Here is a 22,587-nt window from a genome sequence, read left to right as displayed (position 1 = left end):
CCTTTCCATATGTAATCACAAACCGTGTTTATGCACTCTACACTTATCCGTGTTTCATTGTATCGAAAAGATCGGATAAATTCTAGTCGTGGACATTTTGTTCGCTTGGACAAATCGAAGAGATCTCGATATACTAAGACTAATCATGAAGTAAAAAGGCGGTTGATGAAGATGAAGGTGAAAGATCTACTAGTTGGAGCAGCGATAGGTTTTGCCGCTGGATATGCAGTGAAAGAAGCCTGCGCAGCCAAATCCGTCTCTCCAGAAAAAGCACTCAAACAAGTGAAGGAAAGCGTCTCTCATCGCATTCCAATTAGCGGTTCGTGGATTCATATGAATCCAGAACATTATGAGAAGAATGAGCTGGACTATAATGTTTATCGCGGTGGAATCTCCAGTACAGCTGCAGGTGAAACGAAACAAATGGATTTCGTCGTTGATGCTAAAACGGGTACGATCCTTGAATTAGAAAAACAATAACGAACGAAAAAATGGGCGGACGGTCACGGTACAAGTGACAGTCCGCCCATTTTTATTCATTTAGGAAGAAAAGCTTCTGTTCGAAAAATCGGTTGTCCCTTCGTTGAAAACTTCTCCTCATATTCGGTACGAACATTATCTTCAGGCTCGTTTCGATGTAAATTTACTCGAATATTTTTTAATTGGTAGCCGTTCTCACTAAACGACTGCAACGAGTACTCAAACAATCCTTCATTATCTGTTTTGAGGTGGATTTCTCCATTCTCATGCAGCAACGTTTGATACATTTCCAAAAAATCCTTATGCGTAAGCCGACGTTTACTGTGGCGAGCTTTTGGCCATGGATCCATAAAGTTTAAGTAGATTCGATCAATTTCACCTGGCGCAAAAATGGTTGTTGCATCTCGAACATCTCCATGAATAAAGCACACTTTACCACGATGATTTTCGATGTTCTTCTCAAGTGCTGTGACGAGTACACTTTCATACTTTTCTACACCGATATAATTGACATCCGGAAAGTGGTCCGACATGTCGCGAAGAAATTGGCCTTTCCCTGTGCCAAATTCCACATGCAATTCTCGGTCGTTCCTTCCTTCAAACGCCTCAAACCAGCGCCCTTTGTATTGTTTTGGGTCAGGAATGACAATGCTAGGATGTTCACTTAGCTTCTCAAGTGCCCCAGGCTTTTTTCTTAATCTCATGACTTTCTTTCACCCTTTTTCTTACTGTTATTTCATATTCTCGAGGAACACACGTCAAACAGTTTCGTCGTAGGCTTCATGACGAAAGATCCCCGAGGTATGCTAGCTCAGCAGAGCGAGAGCACCCCCGGGGCTTTAGGTTGTTCTACCAAAGTTCTTACACATTTATCTTCTCGTATTATTTATTCGTAATGGGTGTGAGCAGTGATGCTAAATAGCGCTTCCAGCTGTTCACTTCATCATGGTCGTTCTCGTTCAAGTCGAGAATATACTCAACCGTATGCATCACAATGTACCAATGCATTCGTTTCTTTATCGAATCATCAAGTTCTATCCATAGTGACTTAACCAGTCAAGCCATTTGTTCTTTGGCACGTACCAATGCAAAAGAACACTAAGATCAAGTGCAGGGTCGGCGACAGAAGCTCCGTCCCAGTCAATTAGAAATAACGAATCGTCCTTTTCCATAATCCAATTGTTATGATTCAAGTCGCAGTGACAAACGACAAACTCGTCATGTTCAATCTTATGCTTGTTTTCTTCTAGAAACAAAAAGGCGTCTTGCAACCAACTAGATGGTGTGTTGTTTTGGAAGATGGCCTTTCTCTTTAGGTTACCGAGTAATACATCAGGTGTCGATACTTGATTCTCAATCCGTTTTAACATCTCTAATAAATCCGAAGATGCATGGATTTGTTGCAGAAGTTCCGCAACTTCTCGTTTTTGCATCTCTGTGCTTGACAATTCGCGACCGTAAACCCAGCGTTGCGCAGTAATCACGTCGCCGTTTGCCAAGCGCTTTGTCCAAAGCAGTTTCGGAACAATTCCCTCTGCCGACAAAACCGCTAAAAACGGTGAAGAGTTGCACTTCAAAAAAAGCTTACGACTACCGTCGTGAGCAATAAATGCTTCCCCTGTTGAACCGCCAGCAGGCTCGAGATTCCAATCCGCGCCTAATAGCATTTCCAACCACTTTTTCCTTTTCACTCTTGTCTGCATATCGAAATGTGTCATGGCGGGTATCCTTTTAAATATTTGAGCATTGTTAAATACGCTCAGCATTTGTCATCAGAAATCTACTAAGTATGAAGGATGTAATGGTCATTACACACTTGAACGTTAAATGTCCGGTCATACAAGGGAAAAAATAAGGCGCCGACATTTTTCTACAGTGGCGCATTCAAGAGCAATTACACTGCTGAACTAGACAAACAGTGTGCATTCACATGGTCGCTTAACCGTTTTACGGTTAGGATAATCAACGTATATCATAGCAGATGAACGAAAGGGCAGTCAATTGTGTTTATCACGATAGGAGCTTATTCACCGTCGTCTTCTGCACTCGGTCTCGAGTACGGCATGTGCGACGTTTTGCTATACTTCAACAAAGCGCGCGCAACGTCAATTTGTTGTTTTTTTAGTGGTGAGCGATGCGCTTGTAGTGTCGATAACCATCTGCTGTAATTCGCCCGATCCACTTTCTTTAAATCCGCACGTGCATGATGATCATCAATATACCCATCTGGGGCGATTAATAGCATGGATATATTCGGTTGAATCTCTTCTTTTTGTAAGATCGAGCGAATGATTGAAAATGACCTTTCCTGAGCAATCATTGGGTTTAACAGCTGTGCTTTTGCATACTTGCCCACGACTGGCCAAAACCGCTCATTTGAGGCGCGAACAACCGCATTGTTCTCCATCTCTAAGAAATTTACAACGTACACCTCTGTCGGTGAAAGTAAGATCACATCGAGCTGAACTTCTGCACGTTGCACTCGCAATACAGGATGATACAAAAGCAAGAAATTGTCGGGAACATCTTGAATGAGTTGGCGCAGCCGCGTATCAAAACGATATTTGCTTTCTAGGTAAGATTCCCCGAACAGTGAAGACGATGCCCAATTCAATTGCGTTTGAAAGACGTCATAGTGAAACATCTTCTTCAGCTGTTCGATGGTTTTATTTGCATACAATTGATCCGGGTCCTCTGTGACCACTCGCCCAGCCTGTTTGTCTTTATTTGATTTTCTCAACCGTTGGAATGGGTGGCGAAAGAACTTTGGGCTTGTGTCTTCAAACCAGTCTTCTTCCACATTTCCTCCTGCATTTGCTTGCTGCCAATTCTTTTTCATCTTCTCCCACTTTTCCCGTTTCAGTCGCGTAAATTGATTGGGATATCGATGAATGTCATTTTCATACCGCGAGACATAGTCATGAACCTTTATGAGGTGAACCATATCCATTTCTCCTGTCTTAAATCAGTATAAAAGCAAGTAAGGGGGTGAGCATTGAAAGAAGAAGTGCACTAATCGTCATTGATACGGAACTTGCTGCCCCTTCAAGTGAGTCTTTTTCCATGGCAATTGCTGTGCCGATGGCATGTGCAGAAGCGCCTAAAGCAATTCCACGAGCTAACGGGTGATCAATGTTAAACATTCGAAAGGTTACAGAAGAGAGCAACACACCACTCACTCCGGCAACAAGCACAAACAATGCAGCAACAGAAGGCTCTGCTTGTAGCGCCTCAGCGATGTCCATCGCAACCGGAGCGGTGACTGACTTGGGCACGAGTGCATGTATACTCGATCGATCTATACTGGCAACTGCCGCAAATGCATACACGCTGACAACGCCTGTAGCCGCACCTGTTAGCACCGGAACCATAATCGGCAGGAAGTATTTCTTTAATGTGTGTCTCTCTTTATAAAGTGGCACGGCTAACGCTACAATTGCTGGTCCGAGCCACATTTCTAGCCACTCTCCACCGATCTGATAGGTTTCATATGGGATTTGAAAAACAATGAGTAACACGACGAGAAAAACTGTACCTGTTATAAATGGCATCGTGTATAACGCTCTATGCATTTCATGCAATTTTCTAGCTAGCATATAAATACCGACAGTAAGCAGTATAAAAATAATCGCGATTAGCCATTCATTCATACTGTTCGCCGCCTTTTTTCATCATTTTGCGGCTCAGTAACCCAGCGATAATCATAACGAGCCATGTGCTCACAACTGTTGCAAGTAACATAAAGAACCCGGTCGGCTGTAACAAGTCTTGATGTTGGATAAGCCCAGCCATGATCGGCAAAAATAATAACGGCAAATGCATAATTAAAATCCTTGCTCCTTGTTCAACCCAGTGAAGTTTGATGATTCCTGTGTACAATAGAAGTAGCAATAAAATCATGCCAATCACACTGCCTGGAACGGGTAACGGTAAAAAATGACTTGCCCACGTTCCAAGTAAATGAAGCCGTAAAACCCTACGAGTTGAGCCAAGAACACGATAAATTTTGTATGTCGCTTCATGGTGCTTCCCTCATCCCGTGAAGATAAACTGACGAAGTTGTTCATAACGAGGGGTTTGCCCGTGATTTACTCGATATAGACAAAACCCCGGCACCGTCCAACGTTCTGCAACCGTTTCGTCATGCAAATGTGTATCGCTTGCGCACCCGTTGGATCTTTTGGCGAGTGTAACATGCGGGGTATACGCCCGCTGCTCTGCTCGAAATCCTGCTTGAACAGAAAGCGCCTCAACGTTTTTTTGCAAATTGACGAGCGGCAATCCTCCATCAACACCGACATATAACACACGTGGTGTTTCACGGTTTCCGAATGCCTCTACTCGTGAAAGCGTGATGTCAAACGGTGCCACCTCTTCAGCGATTTTTTGTGTGAAGGTTTGAAGATCTCTAAACTGAGTATCGGTCATCCCCCTAAAAACTTTAGGGTAATATGATAATCTTGGCAGTGGGTAACTTGGCGATAGTACTTCGCAACGTTTAGCTGCTCACTCACGGTTTGGATTTTCTGACCGATTGGCCTTGGTATAGGGATTGCAAAAAAATAATGAGTTTCCATTTTTGTTCACTCCGTTTTAACCCTCTTCTCTTCATTATCGTATCTCAAAACCTGGCATTTAGAAATAGGTGCTTCTTTTAAGAACTCGGCTTCTTCGTTATAATAGAAAGACGATCTGATTAATAAGCATTAACTAGAATATGGAGTGAAGATCATGCATGTATATAACCAAATTGACGAACTCGTCGGCAATACACCCCTTGTGAAGCTCAACCGCATTGTTCCAGAAGCTGCTGCAGATGTGTATTTAAAGCTTGAGTACCAAAACCCAAGCGGTAGTGTAAAGGACCGAGCGGCAAGAGAGATGATTGTCCAAGGCGAACAAGCAGGCAAGATTACATCTGAAACAACAATTATTGAACCTACTTCTGGAAATACAGGAATCGGGTTAGCGATGAATGCGGCTGTGAGAGGCTACCGTTGCATTTTAACGATGCCAGATACGATGTCCCAAGAGAGAATTAACCTTCTTAAAGCATACGGCGCTGAAGTGGTACTCACGCCTGGCGACAAAAAGATGCCAGGAGCCATTGATCGTGCGCACGAACTAACGAAAGAAATTCCAAATAGCTTTATGCCGATGCAATTTGAAAATGAAGCAAACCCTGATGCCCACCGTAAAACGACAGCTCAAGAAATTCATAAAGCGATTTCTTCACTAAACCAACCGCTTGCAGGTTTTGTTGCGGCATCTGGAACAGGTGGCACGATTACGGGCACGGGCGAAGCATTACGTGAATACTATCCAGACCTTACTGTACGTGTTGTCGAACCGAAAGGCTCACCGGTACTTTCTGGTGGAAAACCAGGACCCCACAAATTAGTAGGAACGTCCCCTGGGTTTGTCCCTCCGATTTTAAATCAGTCTGTATACAATGATATCGATCGCATTTCTGATGAAGATGCCTACGATACAGTACGCAAACTGGCACGAGAAGAAGGCATTCTTGTTGGACCGTCGTCTGGTGCTGCTTGTTTTGCGGCAATTGAACTAGCGAAACGTTTGCTACCAGGCGATGTCGTTGTTGCCATTGCTTGCGACACAGGCGAGCGGTATTTATCTACCGACTTGTTTCAATTTGATGCGTAAAAGTTCTTTTGATCTTACTTTACGGGTGTAGTACAATGAGGAGGAATCAGGGACACCAGACATTGCGCGGACCTGTCACAACACGAATACAACAAGCTTAGATTGGTCTAGTCGATTGTCTAGTGCCTGCGACGGATTATATAGAGAGATTATCCATCGTTTCCCCGGTTCCATCTTGATCGAGGGAGTGGTTATTTGCGATCTTCAACCGACCGGATGCTTATTAGAATTAAGTCAATTTACTTGTTTATTCGTAAAGAAGGCACGGTAACAACTCAAGAACTGGTTGATGAATTCGGAATTACGCAGCGAACGATACAACGTGACTTGAATGTTTTGGAATATAACAATCTTGTTCACAGTCCGAGTCGCGGTAAATGGACTTCAAGTCGCAAAAGTCAAGCCTCATAGAAACCATACACGTAAACATACAAAATCCAGCTCCTCGACGAAGAGCTGGTCTTTTTTAATGGATATAACGAAATAGGTTTTTGAGTTCATCGGTAGTTAACTCTCGGTACTCCCCTGGTTTAAGGTCTTCGTCCAATGATAACGAACCGATTCGAATTCTCTTTAATTCCGTTACTCGCGCCCAAGTGCCCCAAACATCCGCTTCACTTGATGATATTTCCCTTCGGTAAGGGTAATTGTAACTGTCGGCTTATCGGACTTGTTATCCCGCTGGAGTTTGGCTGGCTTTGTAACTGTGCCATCTTTTAACTGAATGCCTTTTTCCAACGCTTGTAATTCCTCATCTGCAGGTAGCTCATCCAATGTCACTTCGTATTCTTTTTCAATCTCATATTTCGGTGATGTAAGCCGATGAGCAAAGTCTCCATCATTCGTCAACAACAATAACCCTTCCGTATCTTTATCGAGCCTTCCGACTGGAAATAAATCCGCACGAAACTGTTCTTCCACATCTGCTAGTACGGTCACATTCTCCGCGTCTGTCGTCGCACTCACGCGATTTTTTTGCTTGTTCATTAGTAAATAAATCGGGCCCGTGTTCGCTGTAATCGGGTTCCCATCTAAAGTAATCGTATCTTGTTCGATGTGGACTTTTGCCGAGGCATCAGTCACAACCTGACCATTTTGTTTCACACGTTTCTTCTTTAACAGCTTTTTTACATCTTTTCGTGAGCCGACGCCTGCTTTTGCCAACCATCGATCTAGTCGCCATTCACTTTCCATCATTCTCATTCTCCCAACGTTCCATGATTGAACGGGCAAACCCACCGTGAGTATCGGTGACATGGGCTTCAACGATCCCTGGAATCATGCTCTTGATCGCTCGCTCGATCATTTGTTCATCGAAATGTTTCGCTTTTAATTGCTGTTCAATTGAAACAATGGCTCGCAAAGTCTCTGTCGTCACGATCGTATTTGCCATTGTAACTGACGACTCTGTACCAACGATGGTTGAAAACGCCCCGCTTGTCACGCTTGAGAATAATCGACGATCCTCCTCCGTCGAAACGACAAATGTCCCCGCCCTCTCTAACGTATACGCGTGCCCCAGCAACTTCACTGAAGTCGCCCGCTGTTGTTTTGTTAACAGAGCTGAGACGTCGTTAAAATCTAGATTCGTTGCCGTATAAAAAAACTGACAATCCTCCGGGAAGGCTTTGGCATATTTCAAAAAAAACGGCTCATATACATGAGCCGGAAGGGCGATGATGACTTGGTTTTCGTAAGAGAACTGCTCGGGTTTAACGACGGCAACTCCCGCTACTTCTGCTGCTTTGCTTACCGTCCGATTGTACACCTTCACTTCCTCGACCCCGTGATTGTGAAGTGCCGAAACGATCGCCTGCCCTAGCTTTCCGAAACCTACGACGAGCATTGTGATCCCTCCTAACGTTGGCCACTCGCCATCGTCACTTGTGAATCGTCTTGTTGAACTTCATCATCCATGCTTTGTTCTCGTTCTTTCGCATTTTGCCTTGATATGTTCGCTACAATTGCCGCTGCAACAAAGGAAACGATGAGGGATGACCCTCCTGCACTGACAAATGGCAACGTAATTCCTGTGATTGGCATCGTGCCGCTAACCGCGCCTGCGTTAAAAATGAATTGGAACATAAACATGAACACAAAACCATACGCGAGCAATGAGCCAAACATCGTCTTACACCGACTGCCGATAATGACTCCTCGAAAACCGATGATTAAGAAGCAAAGAATAACAAAACCTACACCAAAAATGCCGGTTTCTTCAGCAATAATTGCCAAGATAAAGTCATTATGTGGTTCTGGTAAGTAACCGAGCTTTTGTATACTTTGTCCAAAACCCGTCCCTGTCACACCCCCGTTGGCAATCGCATAGTACGATTGAATGAGTTGATGTCCATGAGTTTCTTGGTGTGCAAACGGGTCCATGAACGCAAGGATCCGGTTCATTCTGTACTCCTCTTGGGTCACAAGAAAAGCAACTGAACCTGCCGATAAGGTACCAAGCATTATTAAGTGTCGTAATCTTGCCCCCGACAAAAAGATAATCACTCCGGTTACGAGTAAAATCGTAACTGCGGTACCGAGGTCGGGTTGCGCAAGAATGAGGGTAAATACGAAAACGACAAGGACGAGTGGTGGCAGTACGCCGGTTACAAAACGATTAATGTATTGATGCTTTTTGGAATACACCGCTGCTAAGTAAATCACCACACCTAGCTTTACGAACTCCGAAGGCTGGATTGTAAAGCCAGCAATGGATATCCACCGGGTTGCTCCTTTATCTTCAATACCGATAAACGGCACAAGCACAAGCAAAATTAACGAACCGACAATAATAATCGGGCTTAATTGCTTGAAAAATTGATAACGGAAATTCATGACGATGAGAAACAGCGCGATACCGATAAAGAAAAACACAACTTGCCGACTGACTACAGAAGTCGCCGGACTGCCACTGTTTATTGCCGCAGGATAACTAGCACTATATACCATGAGCAGTCCGAATACCGAAAGTGCCAAAACCGTGCAAATAAAAATCCAGTCAAACGCTCGAAACCGTGCTAGCATATCCTCACCTGCCTAATATTTGGAAATGATTCTTTCATTCTAGCATGCTTTTTCTACCACAGTTATGTCAGTTTCTTAACATCTTAAAACGATCTCCAAGTACGGAACCCGCTAAACCTAAACGAATCGTGAGAATCATAAACACTAATCCACCCGTAAGAACGCCGAAGAACAACACAGATGTGAGACCAAGTTGCGTTGTTGCATCAAAAAGAACGAGTCCTCCTTCACGAACAATCCATACCGATAGCCCCATCACAAAGGAGATTCCCACTGTGAGTAGTGCTGGTTTTCCTAATGGTATGATGGAATAACCAGTGTGGCGAATGATCGCAATGATATTATAAACAATCGCACTTGTATATCCGATTAACGTCGCAAATACCGCCCCACCGGGACCAAATAACGAAATGAGTATATAGTTTAACGACAACTTCAGTACAAGGCCGATTAATAGCCTGTAATGGCTTGCTTTTGCCGATTCATGCTTGAAGCATTGCAGCTGTCACGGCAAACAACGAGAACAATACAGCAGCTGGCGCATACATTCCAAGAATGTGGCCACCGAGCACGTAGTCTTCCATCCCGAACAGTGCCGCAAACGCCGGTTCGGAAAGAAGAATGAGACCGACCATTGCTGGAACAGTAAAAAACAAAATGAGTTGCAAACTCTTCGTAATGTAGGACTTCATTTCATCGATTGCGCCCTTTGTATTCGAGCGGGTAATCGCAGGGATGATATTCACACTCATCGCTGTTGCGACGGCTACAGGTATAAGAATTACCGAATGGCTCGTCCTTACGAAGATCCCGAAGGCTGTTTCAGCTTCCCCATCGCTCACGCCAAAACCATTCGTCATCGCTGAGCTAAATGTTGCCATGTCTATAAGCTGATAAAGAGGAATCGCTAGTCCTACAAACGAAAGAGGCAACGCATAACGTATAAGTTCCTTATACATCCCTCGTAGCGGAAGCTCCTCGGCTCCTGTGTTAGATTCGCTGATTTGGGCATAGATTCCTGCTTTTCTTTTCTGCCAAAAGTAGAAGAGCACGAGAAATGAACCAAGCCCGCCAATAAATGCTCCAAAGGTCGCCCAACCTACCGCCGTCCCAATCGAGCCATCCCCAACTTGTAAAATAAGAAACGTAATGATAAGAATAAAACTAACTCTAAAGATCTGTTCAACGACTTGAGAAATTGCTGTAGGACCCATCGACTGAAACCCTTGAAAGTACCCTCGTATGACACCCATGATCGGTATAATAATAAGCGCGATACTCACCATACGGATTGTGAACACCACATCTTCGGTCCGATTCCCCGTCGGGTCATTATTAGGCAATACCCCTTCAGCAATCCAAGGTGCTAAGAAAAATAACAATAAAAATGATAAAAAGCCGGTGATTGCCATCACCAAAAGCGATGACCGAAATAGCCGATGACCTGTCTTATAATCCCCCATCGCATGATACTTCGCCACAAATTTAGACACTGCCATCGGAATGCCTAAAGTGGAGAGACTTAATAAAAGTGTATACGGTAAATATCCATAGGAATACAATGCATTCCCTTGTTGTCCGACCATCGCCGTAAACGGAAATATGTATAAAAGTCCAAGCACACGGGAAAATAAAGTTGCACCTGTTAACATCATCGTCCCGCGCACGAGTTTATTTTCTGCCATACCTTTTCAACGCACCCTTCACCTACTCATCTCTCGCATTTTACCATATGTAGAAGCGTTCACAAAAAAGAACCTTGCCAAATTCGTGGCAAGGTCCCCCACAGAGCTTATTGCCCTTACTTGAACCTCTCCGTAATACGTTACCAAGTATTTTTAGAAACATTATCCGAACTGCTACTTTGCTTGTGATTATTCTCCCATTAGCCGAGTAACAGATACAAAATAAATGCGATAACGCCGATGACTAAAAGCATACCGAAACAACCGATCATGCCCATTAGTCCGCCAGATCCACCGGCATGACCTCTGCCGTATCCATAGCCACCACCACGTCTTCGTCTTCTTCCCATCATCGATCCTACAGCCATGCCGCCGAGAAACGAACCTCCGCGACCTCCTCCACTTGAAGAGTTGCTCTGTTTTCTAAAATTACCGCCACCTGAACTAGATGCTCTCGGTCGATTTCTCCCAGATGGCCGGTTTGTTCTAGCTCCTCCCGGTCTTCTTGAAGATGCTCTCGGTCGACCTCCACCTCTACCTCTCCTGCTCATGTCATCCCTCTCCTTACGATTATTTAGCGTTCAGCTTGGAACGAGGCGACGACTGTTCGTGCTCGTCTCGGTCCATCAAATTCACAGAAATAAACACCTTGCCACGTCCCTAAAACGAGTTTGCCACCTTCGACAAGAAGGGTCTCGCTCGCACCGACCGTGCTCGCTTTCATATGGGCAGCGCTGTTTCCTTCACCGTGACGATCATTGTCGTCATGCCAAGGGAACGTTTCGTTCATTCTGCGAAGAAAGTCGGTTTTTACATCCGGGTCGCATTTTCATTAATGGTTATGCCAGCGGTTGTGTGAAGGTTAAATACGGTGAGCACACCGTTTGTAAATCCTTCGGATTGCACCCATTCGTGCAAATCATCGGTAATTTCAATCATATCACTATGCTTATCTGTTTGATAGGAGAATCGTTTCATCGTCCTCTCTCACCTCTTCTTCAGTTCGTATCTACATCCACAATAAGTGAAAAACGTATCTACTTTCAACAATTGTACGGGGTGAGGCTGTGTAGCGAATTGGAAAACGGCTGTGATATGATGACGAAGGACAAGATAAAAAAGGAGAAAACGTATGAAAAGAATCATCATTATCGGCGGTGGGCTTCAGGATTAATGGCTGCAGTCTCCGCTGCAACTGAAGGTGCACATGTAACAATTGTTGATAAAGGAACGAAGCTCGGGCGCAAGTTAGCCATCTCTGGAGGTGGCAGGTGCAATGTGACAAACCGTATGGAATTAGGGCAGCTCATATCTTTCATCCCCGGCAACGGAAAATTTATGCACAGTCCCTTTTCCGTCTTTAATAATGAGGACATTATCGCTTACTTTGAAAACCTCGGCATCCGCTTAAAAGAGGAAGATATGGGGCGCATGTTCCCGGTTACAGATAAAGCTCAAACTGTTGTAGAAACGTTGCTTCGGGAGATTAAACGGCTCGGTGTCACGATTCAAACGAACCAACGCGTCAAAAGTTTGATCATTCAAGCAGATCAAATTGCTGGTATTCGGTTAGAAAACGGCCAAGAGCAACGCCGATGCCGTCATCGTCGCTACAGGGGGGACAAGTGTGCCACACACCGGAAGCACAGGTGATGCTTACCCGTGGGCGAAGGCTGCAGGTCATACCGTCACCGATCTCTATCCTACTGAAGTTCCGATTACATTAAACGAACCGTTCATTAAGAGTAAGACCGTACAAGGCTTATCTTTGCGAGATGTTCAAATGACGGTTTGGAACAAAAAGAAGAAAACAATCGTGACGCACGAAGGCGACGTGCTCTTCACCCACTTCGGTCTCTCTGGACCGATTGCACTCCGCTGTAGCCAATACGTCGTGAAAGAACGAAAGAAACATCCCGAAAACCCGGTCACACTAACGATTGACTTGTATCCAGAAACGAGCGTACACAAACTCGTACAACATTTTGAGCAAAGAAAAAGCGATGACGGAGCAAAAAGTATTAAAAATGCGCTGAGCAACGTCGCACCTGAACGTTACTTAGCACTGCTTCTAGAGCATGGAAATGTCGACAAAGATATGCCTTTGCGCAACGTAACGACTGTGCAGCTTGAAGAGCTTGCCCGTCTATTTAAAGCATTTCCATTACGAGCAAACGGAACACTTTCCATCGAGAAAGCCTTTGTCACCGGTGGAGGGGTATCCATAAAAGAAATCGTTCCGAAAACGATGGCCTCCAAAAAGAAACGAGGCTTATACTTTTGTGGTGAGGTACTCGACATTCACGGCTACACAGGTGGCTTTAATATTACTGTAGCATTCTCTACAGGGTATACAGCAGGTAAAAACGCTGCATTAGATGATGAAACACCGAGTTAAGCCATTTAACAACAAATTAGGCGAGGAAGTGTTATGACCATCTTTGGCACGTACGGGAAGCTCCGAGACGACTGAAAAACCGGATGAGCTCTTACACACATCCGGTTTTTCAGTAAACCTCCCATTTTGCGAGCGTGACGGTGTAGCGAGGAAAAGTCCACATTCTACGCACCGGGAAATTGGGGTATATTGGTTTTTGGCGATCTAGATAGGGTGAACTAAAGAAATTCATTGAATCAGATGACCGAGTTGGGCCTTTGCGGGTGAGTGCTTGCATAGTGCGTGTTGAAATTCTTCTCATTGCACATCGACAACTTCGTTGTCGATCGTTGTTCGTCACTGCAAAGGTTGCGGGCAACACGAGAAACGTTTGCCGAAGGGTAAAAAGTCGTGACCGAGGCTTACCACCTGGCACAAGCATGTGACGGCTGGTCACGTATGTGACAATCCAGCCTTCAAACCGGGCACTTTCGGCACGCAACTGTCACAAATCGCAATATTTGTGACAGTTGACACCATTTATGTGCACATTCACGTTTAAAATCATGATTTTTCTTTCTCAAATGTCACAAATATGAACTTATGAGGCATTTGGACTTTTCCACATACCGAAGCGGCGAGGTAATGTTGCCCTTGTGCTCTGGAGTGCATAGAAAACACGGTGGGCGTACTTTGATCACCGATGTTGCACTTGTAGTCTGGACTGTAAAGTAAACACAGCGAGCACAAGCGGAGCGCAGTGAGAGGTGATGTTGCACTTATAGTCTGGACTGCAAGCATCCGCCTGCAGTGGAAAGCGAAAACAAACTGTGCTCGAGTTGCGCCCGAACTGTTCTCAAGTTGGCGAAAATCGCAGAAAAAGCGATTTATTCTCCTAAACTAGGTAACAGAATGAGCAAACTCGGTAACAGATCACCGGGTCATGTGTACACCCTCGCCCCGAAGTACCCACAAGACGTCGGCGCGAACCGTGCCGAACCGAGTCGGATTTGGCTTCGGCCCTGCTGGGCCGACAGGTTGCTCGCTTATGGGCATTGAATCTGCGCTCCAGTTGGAACATACTGCGAGCAAAATGGCACCCAGCACCGCGCTACCCTTCCAACCCAACACCCAACAGCGCAAATCAGGAAAATCTTAAGTTCATTCTATCTAGATTGCGGACGTAACAATCTACATATGTTGAATCAAAAAACTGCCTCGACTATAGCTAAGTGACTGTCTCGCAATTTTATACCGTATGATGATACCCAGACATCGTTTTCATTGTGAGCGCGGCAAAGCGTCTGAATGATTGTGAGAATGAAGAAAACTATGGAAGTAGACTGTCGTTCATTTTCTTTAAAACGCTCGATCTGCTTCCATAAACGTCTGTTTGGAATGAAACGTCCATCGATTGGAAACAAAATCACCTTAAACACCTGTTAAGGGGTATCAACATGGCTTTTGACTATGTGTGAGTACAAATGATCGTCACACCCATTTCTCTATGACCTTTAGCTACGCGTTTTACTCCCCTTAATCTCAAAATCAAGAAACCATTTATCGATCGTTTAATACGCTTATACTATCGTCTCAAAAAATTATCGTAATCTTCCACATCATGATCGGCTTTCAATCCCCGCACGTTGGCGGCTATTCTTCAAATAGAAACACTTCTTCAATTTTCTTATCGAACAGCTTAGCAATTTGAAACGCAAGAGGTAACGACGGGTTATACACCCCTTTTTCAATAGAAATAATCGTTTGTCTAGATACACCGAGAAGACTAGCGGCGCCTTCTTGTGATAGTCGTTGCGCTTTCCGGAGTTCTTTCATTCGGTTTTCCATCGTTTCAGTCCTACTTTTTTGTAAAAACCGTATAAGATAACGGGCTCTTTGTCAAACGGGCTTTACCGTACGTTTAGATAACTTCCAAGCGGGGATGAGCGAATGAAAGTGAAACAAGTAACTTACGAACATATGAAGGATCGTATAAATCGTGAGCGTAACGGCATATGCAATGGCCAAACCCCGACCAACTCTCCTAAAAACATAAATAGCAAGCTCATACCAATCGGGAATGGCATCAAGACGATGAGCCAGATCGGTGCACCGAGCTTCTCAGTCAATGCACCCATAGAAACAACAGTGAAACCGATGACGAGAGACTGCCAAACGAAATGCTCATCTGTAACGATCAGACTACCTGAATAGTATGAAAATGCAGTGAGTAATACAGCAACGAGAAAATGAAGTGCGTATCGCAATGTTTTCCCCCTTATATTGTTCAATCCTACTATACAGACTTTAGTATAGCATGTTATTTCATATTCATGAGCTCGGTAATCTCCTCTGCCACTTGTGCAATCGTTTTGTACTTCGTATACACCGTGTGCGTCGCAACCTACGGTTGGACGGATGGCGGACGAAATGGCGATTGATGTTCAGAACGGCTTGCTCCGTTGTCAAATTCATCACTCTTTCGTTCAACACATCGACCGACTCATTCTCATCAGCACTTGGAAGTAGTAAAAAGACATGGGCCTCGTCTTTCATAGCTTCACGTACTTTCTTAAACAAATTCCGGTCCTCGTACACAGAATGTCCTGCTCCGAAATCAATAATGTGAGACGGGTAGTCATCGAGCGTCCTTACGACAGCGTGAGCTTCGAATGGTTTCCAATAGTCATGCACTCCGGCAAATCCTTTTTGCTCATGGATCTGCTTTTGCTTATCTTCACGAAAACCCATCTCTTTGTAATACGTGAAGCGAACGTCATCAAGGGCACACCGGGGCATGTTTAATCGTTTGGTTAGTTCATCTGCAACCGAACTTTTGCCACTACAGATCGGCCCGATGAGTATGATTCTTTGCATCGTTATCCCCCTTTCTTACGTGTATACAAAAACCTGGCTGTCACAATGACAACCAGGTTTTTCGTTACGTTGCAACAACGTTGACGAGTTTACCAGGAACCGCAACGACTTTTCGAATCGTTTTTCCTTCAATATTCGCTGCTACTTTCTCGTCAGACAGCGCAATCTCTTCCATTTGTTCTTTCGTCGCATCTTTAGCCATCACGAGCTTCGCTCTTACTTTGCCGTTCACTTGAACGACAATTTCTACTTCATCTTGGACGAGGTAACGCTCATCGAGAACTGGCCACGCTTCATACGTAATCGTCGTCGTTCCCCCAAGCTTCTCCCATAACTCTTCAGCAATGTGCGGAGCAATTGGCGAGAGCATTTTCACAAAGCCTTCAATCGCCACTCGAGGTAGTGCCTCTTCTTTGTACGCCGCATTAATGAATACCATGAGCTGACTAATCGCTGTGTTAAAGCGCAAATGCGTCATGTCGACAGTCACTTTATCGATCGTTTGATGGTACGTTGTGAGTAACGGATGGTCCGTACCCGCATCGTCTACAACTTTACTTGTAAGTGTGCCATCTTCTTCAATGAGTAAACGCCAAACCCGGTCAAGGAAGCGGCGTGATGCATCCAAGCCATTTGTCGACCAAGCGATGGATGCGTCAAGCGGACCCATAAACATTTCGTACGTACGTAATGTATCTGCTCCATGTGAAGCAACGATATCATCTGGATTGACGACGTTGCCTTTTGATTTACTCATCTTCTCGTTGTTCATACCAAGAATCATCCTTGGTTGTAAAGCCTTTGAAAAGGCTCCTTCGTCGGCACGACCCCAATATCGTAAAGTACTTTATGCCAAAAACGAGCGTACAACAAGTGAAGAACGGCGTGTTCTGCTCCGCCGATATAAATATCAACAGGCAACCATTGTTTTAACAATTCTGGGTCAGCAAGTGCTTCTTCATTATGTGCGTCGATGAACCGTAAATAATACCAGCAGCTCCCTGCCCATTGTGGCATCGTGTTCGTTTCCCGACGACCTTTCATTCCGGTATTCGGATCGGTCACTTCGAGCCAATCGTTTGCATTGGCAAGCGGGGATTCACCCGTGCCTGACGGTTTGAACTCATCCAAATCTGGCAAAGTAAGTGGCAGTTCTTCCTCAGCGACAGGTGTTAAACTGCCATCTTCCCAATGAATCATTGGAATTGGCTCACCCCAGTAACGTTGGCGGCTGAACAACCAATCGCGAAGGCGATACGTCGTTTGTTTCTTACCTTTACCATTGTCGTCAAGCCAAGCGACGATCTGTTCAATCGCCTCTTCTTTCATGAGTCCGTTCAGAAACTCAGAGTTCACATGTTCACCATCTCCGGTAAATGCCTCCTCGGAGAGATCTCCTCCGGAAACGACTTCTCGAATCGGCAAGTCGAACGTCTTTGCAAACTCAAAATCCCTCTCATCGTGGCCAGGAACTGCCATTACCGCTCCCGTCCCGTAACTAATGAGCACATAATCCGCAATCCAGACAGGGATACGCTCCCCATTCACAGGGTTTGTTGCGTACGCTCCAGTAAACGCACCAGACTTCTCTTTTGCCAGATCTGTACGTTCAAGATCACTTTTCGTTCCGACTTGTTTTTGATACTTTTGCACCGCTTCTCGTTTCTCAGCTGTCGTCACCTGATCTACAAGTGGATGTTCCGGTGCTAATACCATGTACGTTGCACCAAATAGTGTATCTGGACGTGTCGTAAATACGTTCACTTCATGACCTTCAATATGAAAAGACACTTCTGCTCCCGTTGATTTACCAATCCAATTGCGTTGCATATCTTTAATGCTCTCAGGCCAATCCAACTCATCAAGATCGTCAAGCAACCGGTCTGCATATTCTGTAATCCGAAGCATCCACTGTTTCATCGGGCGTCTTTCCACAGGATGTCCGCCGCGCTCACTGACCCCATCAATCACTTCTTCGTTCGCTAAAACAGTGCCTAATGCCGGACACCAATTCACCGCTACTTCATCGACATACGCAAGACCTTGCTTGTACAGTTGAATGAAGATCCATTGTGTCCATTTATAGTAATCTGGATCGGTCGTGCTAATTTCGCGATCCCAATCATAAGAGAACCCAAGTTCTTTAATTTGACGCTTGAACGTTCCGATGTTTTTTTCGGTAAACGTGTTTGGGTGTTGGTTCGTATCCAATGCGTATTGCTCTGCTGGAAGACCAAATGCATCCCAGCCCATAGGATGAAGCACATTGTATCCTTGCATCCGTTTCATTCTTGAAAGAATGTCTGTCGCTGTATATCCTTCAGGATGACCGACGTGCAACCCTGCACCGGATGGGTACGGAAACATGTCCAATGCGTAAAATTTCGGTTGATCCGTTTTTGATGTATCCGCTTTAAATGTTTTGTTATTCTCCCAATATGCTTGCCACTTCTGCTCAATCTTGTCATGTGGAAAGGCCATAAAGGACGCCTCCTTTTTAAACAACAATTAATACTTATGTTTGGTTTCATTTTCGATTTAATGAAAAATGCCTCCCTCTTCGGAGACATTTTGCATACACCGCTCCAACTGTTGAGCAGGTAAATCGCTACTTTTGCATATTTCTTGATATTGCCATTGTAGGCTCGAAATTCGTCAATGTCAAGGCTGACAGGCAGTTTAGCCATTTGTTACCCGCTCTTAAATTCCACGAGCATGAAATTGAAAATAAGCGTATACTATACGTAAGCAATCATGATCTTGGAAGGAGGGTGCAACGTGGTACACGAGATCTTAAACGACAGAGAACCTGCCGTTCATTCTAAAAAGCAGAATAAACGAAAGAAACTCACTGGGAAGCTTAAAAAATCGATTCGTGATTATTTAAGAAAACAGCCAGTGCCACGCTATGAGTAATGTTTGCGGCACCTTCACTAAGAGCGAAGGTGCCGCTTTTTCATCCCTCTTTCTCAACGCTTCGATCAAAGAGTGCGAATGCAATAAACGCAAATACAAACAAGCAAAGGATCGTTACAAACACCATATGCATCGAATACAAATCAGCAATGATTCCTCCGAACAACGGCCCGATCATTCGTCCACCGGTCGCAACACTGTTCACAATTCCTTGATAAAACCCTTCTCTACCTTTTGGTGCCATCTTATTGGCAATCGTAGGCACAGCAGGCCAAACAAAAAGTTCACCAACAGTCAAAATAAGCATCGCAACGAGAAAACCGGTAAATACTTCTGCACCTGTCAGTACAGCAAAGGCAGCTGCAAAAACCGTTACACCTACGAGCAACTGAGCTTTTAACGTCTTCACCCATTTTTTCACGACAATCGCCATTAATGGCTGCATGAGCACGATTAAAAACCCGTTAATGGTCCATAATATGCTGTAGCTGCGCAAGTCAATGTTCAAGTCTTGCATATGTACAGAGATGTTTGATAACCATTGAACATACGCAAGCCAACAAATAAAGAACCCTGCCGACAAAATGACTAGCGCTCTCATATTTTTCTCATTGAAAGCTGGCGTTTTTTCTCGTGACTTCACTTGCGTGGAACGCTCTTGAATATTTCGATAGGCGATCGCGGCAAATAAAAACAACAACAAGTATGTAAAACTGTTCGCGGCAAAGATAAGTTCAATATTAAAGGCAGCCACAACACCTGCCAAAGCCGTTCCTGCTGAAACCCCTACATTTTGGGCGACGTACATCGCATTAAACGGCCGTCGACCTCCCTCAGGCCATAACGATCCTGCTAAAGAATAAAAGGCGGGAACAATCATGCCGTGCCCAAGACCAATCCCTGTTAAAAAGGCCATATATTGATAATATTCATGAAAAAAAGCTAAACAAACTGCGCTCACTAACGCGATCGTCATCCCAAGGATGAGTGTCCTATACCCACCCAACTGATCAAACAAACGTCCGCCAATAATATTCCCAATGACGCCAGCACCTGCATACATCATGAGAACGACCCCGGCTGCAGAGAGCGGCTCTCCTAATTGCTGATGAATGTATATCGTGTTGAGTGGCCAAAGAAATGACGAGGCAATCACGTTCGTACTCATTCCGATAATTAATAGCCATATGATTTTTGGCAATGTTCTCACCTGCCTTCTACCGAACATCAGTGTACACCGAATTCAATGCAGCTGGCAATGCTCGCATGGTAAACTAATTGACGAACAATGATAAGGAAATGAGGAAAAAAACTTTGTCTGTACCTAAGATTTTACCGTTTGTACGCACACTACTCGAAGAATCGTTGTCAGAAGGCGATACGGCAATGGATGCCACTGCCGGCAACGGTCACGATACATTATTTTTACGAGAAGTCGTTGGACATACTGGGTATGTCCTCAGTTTTGATATACAAAAAGAAGCACTCCAACACACGAAAAAAACGCCTTGAGGACAGGCAGATTGATCATAGCAATGTTGAACTGATCCAGGACAGTCATGCCAATGTAATGACCTATCTAAATGGACACAGCCCAAAAGCAGCAATATTCAATCTCGGTTACTTGCCGGGCGGCGATAAAACCATCGTCACTTCACCATCATCTACGATTACGTCCGTCAGGCAGTTGCTCAGTGTCATGCCAAGAGGCGCGGTCATTATCATCGTAGTCTATTACGGTCATGAGGAAGGAAAGAAAGAACGGGATGCATTGGTGAAGTTCACATGCTCCCTCTCGCATCATGAAGCACTTGTCGCCCGATACGAATTCATCAATCACACGAATGACCCTCCGTTTATTTTGGCGATTGAAAAAAGAAAAGGGGCAGAGAACGATGCGTAAAATTGTCATCGTTGGTGGAGGCATACTTGGCATGAGCACTGCTTATGAGTTGTCAAAGTCAGATGCAAATGTTGTCGTTGTTGACCGTCAAGATGCTGGACAAGCAACCCGAGCGGCGGCTGGCATCATTTGTCCTTGGCTATCACAACGACGAAATAAAGATTGGTACACGTTAGTGAAAAACGGCGCTGCCTATTATCCGAAACTCGTCGCAGAATTATCTTCGATTCGTAACGATGACACCGGGTTTTATCGTAGCGGCGCCATCGCCCTCAGTCCCTCTAAAGAAAAACGAGATCAAATGCTCGAGCGTGCAAAGAAGAAACGTCTCGATGCACCAGAAATCGGAGAGCTCATCCCTCTCGACCGTGATAACTTTGCTGATTATACAACCGTCACACCAGTTGAACCATACGGCTTATATGTCGAAGGCGGCGCGCGAGTTGATGGCGAAAAACTCGTCAACAATCTCAGAATACAGCAGAAGCAAATGGCGTCACAATGCTTCATGCCAATGCAACCATCAATGAGTCTGGAGAATTATTTGTCGATGGGGAGCGTTTGGAAGCTGACCAAATCGTATTAACAGCAGGTGCGTGGGCGAATGAATGGTTACACACCTTGAACCTTCAACCCGTCGTCTCTCACCAAAAAGCTGAAATCATTCATTTGGCATCACCCGTGTTTACTAAAGACAGTCCGGTGCTCATCCCACAAGGAACACAATATATCGTTCCGTTTAGCAATAAGAAAATTATCGTCGGGACGACACATACGGATACCGAACAATTCGATCCTACGCCTACACGTGAGGGAATTGAAACCATTCTCGAACAGTGCTATGAATCGTTTCCTAGTTTGACAGATACTGAAGTCGTTGGTACGCGTGTAGGATTTCGCCCGTACACAGAAAACTTCTTGCCTGCGTTTGGCCCGTTTCCAAGTTTCCCCCATATTCTTTTTGCAAACGGTCTCGGGTCCACAGGCCTAACGATGGGTCCTTACTTAGGCACTGTACTCAGTAGTATGGCATTAGGTCACGCTCCTGATCTTGATACAAGTCGGTACGCACCCAATTTCAAGCCTACGATGAGCCAATAATACAATCTCCTGCAGCAAGCCTTGCTACCGGAGACGAAGAACGTAGAGTACTGCTCAAGGGCATGGTAGTTCTCTTTCATCGGGGCTTAGGGGGGGTCTTTGTCGAATGTGTGCACTTCGATGTCAAATACGTGCACAACCTACAATAAGCAGAGTGATTATGAGTGATCACATTCACCCCATGAGCATCCGCCTGTAGAGGAAAGCAACTATTAATAACGCAATCAGGAAAACCTAAAGTTCACACTATCTATATAAGTTGAACGAAAGAATTTCTTCACGAACGAATGGTAGACCAACCGTTAAAGCCTAACGTTCATCGGCTTTGAGATCGATCTTAATCGTTTACAATAGACGTAGCAATGATGGGCATCTACTGCTATTGACCTCCAAAGTGTATGGATTTAGTTGAATGCCAAAATTGAGCAACCCCAGTTCAGAAACGTAGCCTATTCAGTGCCGTTGATTGGAACGAAAGGCGGTGACGCCTGCGGAAGAAGGGCCGAGACGAGACCCCGCAGGTCGTAAGACCGAGGAGGCTCGGCCGGTCCTCCGCG

Annotated in this window: 21 protein-coding genes and 5 pseudogenes; 7 read left to right on the top strand and 19 right to left on the bottom strand. The window is 44.8% G+C overall.

The features are described 5' to 3' along the window. The first annotated feature begins 171 nt into the window (after positions 1 to 171). Positions 172 to 480, top strand: a complete 309-nt coding sequence (locus JCM19037_RS04855) for a PepSY domain-containing protein (RefSeq protein WP_042398452.1) — start codon at positions 172 to 174, stop codon at positions 478 to 480. Positions 481 to 536: 56 nt separating this feature from the next. Here the strand turns inward: JCM19037_RS04855 and trmB are convergent, their stop codons facing one another. The 7 genes from trmB to thpR form a co-directional block, all read right to left on the bottom strand. Next, on the bottom strand, positions 537 to 1,184 hold the full coding sequence (gene trmB / locus JCM19037_RS04850) for a tRNA (guanosine(46)-N7)-methyltransferase TrmB (protein WP_042398449.1): 648 nt from the start codon (positions 1,182 to 1,184) through the stop codon (positions 537 to 539). A 178-nt stretch (positions 1,185 to 1,362) separates the two neighbouring features. Next, the gene (locus JCM19037_RS28210; protein WP_255357846.1) at positions 1,363 to 1,488 is read right to left on the bottom strand and encodes a hypothetical protein; all 126 of its coding nucleotides are present in this window, start codon (positions 1,486 to 1,488) and stop codon (positions 1,363 to 1,365) included. A gap of 26 nt (positions 1,489 to 1,514) precedes the next feature. Then, a complete protein-coding gene (locus tag JCM19037_RS04845; RefSeq protein ID WP_238544551.1) occupies positions 1,515 to 2,198 on the bottom strand; it encodes a phosphotransferase family protein in 684 nt (227 codons plus the stop codon). A gap of 305 nt (positions 2,199 to 2,503) precedes the next feature. Continuing rightward, positions 2,504 to 3,424 (bottom strand): NERD domain-containing protein, encoded by a 921-nt coding sequence (locus JCM19037_RS04840; RefSeq protein WP_042398446.1) that lies wholly within the window; start codon positions 3,422 to 3,424, stop codon positions 2,504 to 2,506. A 16-nt stretch (positions 3,425 to 3,440) separates the two neighbouring features. Next, complete coding sequence (locus JCM19037_RS04835; RefSeq protein WP_042398443.1) at positions 3,441 to 4,130, bottom strand: LrgB family protein; 690 nt, start codon at positions 4,128 to 4,130, stop codon at positions 3,441 to 3,443. Next, on the bottom strand, positions 4,123 to 4,380 hold the full coding sequence (locus tag JCM19037_RS04830) for a CidA/LrgA family protein (RefSeq protein ID WP_052363555.1): 258 nt from the start codon (positions 4,378 to 4,380) through the stop codon (positions 4,123 to 4,125). The genes JCM19037_RS04835 and JCM19037_RS04830 overlap by 8 nt, the downstream gene beginning before the upstream one ends. A gap of 132 nt (positions 4,381 to 4,512) precedes the next feature. Next, positions 4,513 to 4,908, bottom strand: coding sequence for an RNA 2',3'-cyclic phosphodiesterase (thpR, locus tag JCM19037_RS04825; RefSeq protein WP_042398438.1), 396 nt, complete (start codon positions 4,906 to 4,908; stop codon positions 4,513 to 4,515). A gap of 303 nt (positions 4,909 to 5,211) precedes the next feature. On the opposite strand from thpR, the gene cysK reads away from it, so the two are divergent. After that, entirely contained in the window at positions 5,212 to 6,147 is a 936-nt protein-coding gene (gene cysK, locus JCM19037_RS04820) for a cysteine synthase A (protein WP_042398436.1), read from the top strand. 195 nt (positions 6,148 to 6,342) lie between these two features. Next, entirely contained in the window at positions 6,343 to 6,558 is a 216-nt protein-coding gene (locus JCM19037_RS04815; RefSeq protein WP_042398435.1) for a DeoR family transcriptional regulator, read from the top strand. Between the two features lie 171 nt (positions 6,559 to 6,729). Here JCM19037_RS04815 and JCM19037_RS04810 read toward each other — a convergent pair whose 3' ends face one another. The 7 genes and pseudogenes from JCM19037_RS04810 to JCM19037_RS04790 form a co-directional block, all read right to left on the bottom strand. Next, entirely contained in the window at positions 6,730 to 7,344 is a 615-nt protein-coding gene (locus tag JCM19037_RS04810) for a pseudouridine synthase (RefSeq protein WP_307189730.1), read from the bottom strand. After that, positions 7,331 to 7,993: a hypothetical protein gene (locus JCM19037_RS04805; protein ID WP_042398434.1), complete on the bottom strand. Its 663-nt coding sequence runs from the start codon at positions 7,991 to 7,993 to the stop codon at positions 7,331 to 7,333. Before JCM19037_RS04805 ends, JCM19037_RS04810 begins: the two co-directional genes overlap by 14 nt. An 11-nt stretch (positions 7,994 to 8,004) precedes the next feature. Beyond that, complete coding sequence (ftsW, locus tag JCM19037_RS04800; protein WP_042398433.1) at positions 8,005 to 9,171, bottom strand: putative lipid II flippase FtsW; 1,167 nt, start codon at positions 9,169 to 9,171, stop codon at positions 8,005 to 8,007. A 67-nt stretch (positions 9,172 to 9,238) separates the two neighbouring features. Further along, a complete protein-coding gene (locus tag JCM19037_RS26730; RefSeq protein WP_238544550.1) occupies positions 9,239 to 9,604 on the bottom strand; it encodes a polysaccharide biosynthesis C-terminal domain-containing protein in 366 nt (121 codons plus the stop codon). 49 nt (positions 9,605 to 9,653) lie between these two features. After that, positions 9,654 to 10,856, bottom strand: coding sequence for a polysaccharide biosynthesis protein (locus JCM19037_RS04795; protein WP_238544549.1), 1,203 nt, complete (start codon positions 10,854 to 10,856; stop codon positions 9,654 to 9,656). Positions 10,857 to 11,056: 200 nt separating this feature from the next. Next, positions 11,057 to 11,407, bottom strand: a complete 351-nt coding sequence (locus tag JCM19037_RS26725) for a hypothetical protein (RefSeq protein ID WP_152548945.1) — start codon at positions 11,405 to 11,407, stop codon at positions 11,057 to 11,059. 23 nt (positions 11,408 to 11,430) lie between these two features. After that, a pseudogene (locus tag JCM19037_RS04790) lies at positions 11,431 to 11,834 on the bottom strand (secondary thiamine-phosphate synthase enzyme YjbQ). Between the two features lie 154 nt (positions 11,835 to 11,988). Here JCM19037_RS04790 and JCM19037_RS04785 point away from each other — a divergent pair. Next, positions 11,989 to 13,254 (top strand): annotated as a pseudogene (locus JCM19037_RS04785) (NAD(P)/FAD-dependent oxidoreductase). 1,632 nt (positions 13,255 to 14,886) lie between these two features. On the opposite strand, the gene JCM19037_RS04780 reads toward JCM19037_RS04785, so the two are convergent. The 4 genes and pseudogenes from JCM19037_RS04780 to leuS form a co-directional block, all read right to left on the bottom strand. After that, entirely contained in the window at positions 14,887 to 15,081 is a 195-nt protein-coding gene (locus tag JCM19037_RS04780) for a helix-turn-helix transcriptional regulator (RefSeq protein WP_042398432.1), read from the bottom strand. 122 nt (positions 15,082 to 15,203) lie between these two features. Continuing rightward, positions 15,204 to 15,500 carry a hypothetical protein gene (locus tag JCM19037_RS04775; protein ID WP_238544548.1) on the bottom strand — a complete coding sequence of 99 codons (297 nt, stop codon included), beginning with the start codon at positions 15,498 to 15,500 and terminating at the stop codon, positions 15,204 to 15,206. Positions 15,501 to 15,564: 64 nt separating this feature from the next. Beyond that, positions 15,565 to 16,110: a shikimate kinase gene (locus tag JCM19037_RS04770; RefSeq protein ID WP_238544547.1), complete on the bottom strand. Its 546-nt coding sequence runs from the start codon at positions 16,108 to 16,110 to the stop codon at positions 15,565 to 15,567. 64 nt (positions 16,111 to 16,174) lie between these two features. After that, a pseudogene (leuS, locus tag JCM19037_RS04765) lies at positions 16,175 to 18,591 on the bottom strand (leucine--tRNA ligase). Positions 18,592 to 18,888: 297 nt separating this feature from the next. Here leuS and JCM19037_RS25510 point away from each other — a divergent pair. Beyond that, positions 18,889 to 19,026 (top strand): hypothetical protein, encoded by a 138-nt coding sequence (locus JCM19037_RS25510; protein WP_193744234.1) that lies wholly within the window; start codon positions 18,889 to 18,891, stop codon positions 19,024 to 19,026. Positions 19,027 to 19,066: 40 nt separating this feature from the next. On the opposite strand, the gene JCM19037_RS04760 is transcribed toward JCM19037_RS25510, so the two are convergent. Next, positions 19,067 to 20,236, bottom strand: a complete 1,170-nt coding sequence (locus JCM19037_RS04760; RefSeq protein WP_307189729.1) for an MFS transporter — start codon at positions 20,234 to 20,236, stop codon at positions 19,067 to 19,069. A gap of 104 nt (positions 20,237 to 20,340) precedes the next feature. Between JCM19037_RS04760 and JCM19037_RS04755 the strand changes: the two are divergent. Together JCM19037_RS04755 and JCM19037_RS29885 are read left to right on the top strand one after the other, a co-directional pair. Further along, positions 20,341 to 20,929 (top strand): annotated as a pseudogene (locus JCM19037_RS04755) (class I SAM-dependent methyltransferase). Then, positions 20,829 to 22,030: pseudogene (locus JCM19037_RS29885) on the top strand (NAD(P)/FAD-dependent oxidoreductase). Before JCM19037_RS04755 ends, JCM19037_RS29885 begins: the two co-directional pseudogenes overlap by 101 nt. Positions 22,031 to 22,587 lie beyond the last annotated feature (557 nt).

Source organism: Geomicrobium sp. JCM 19037 (assembly GCF_000698105.1).
Classification (GTDB): domain Bacteria; phylum Bacillota; class Bacilli; order Bacillales; family Marinococcaceae; genus Geomicrobium_A.
This window is presented reverse-complemented; position numbering and strand designations above follow the sequence as displayed.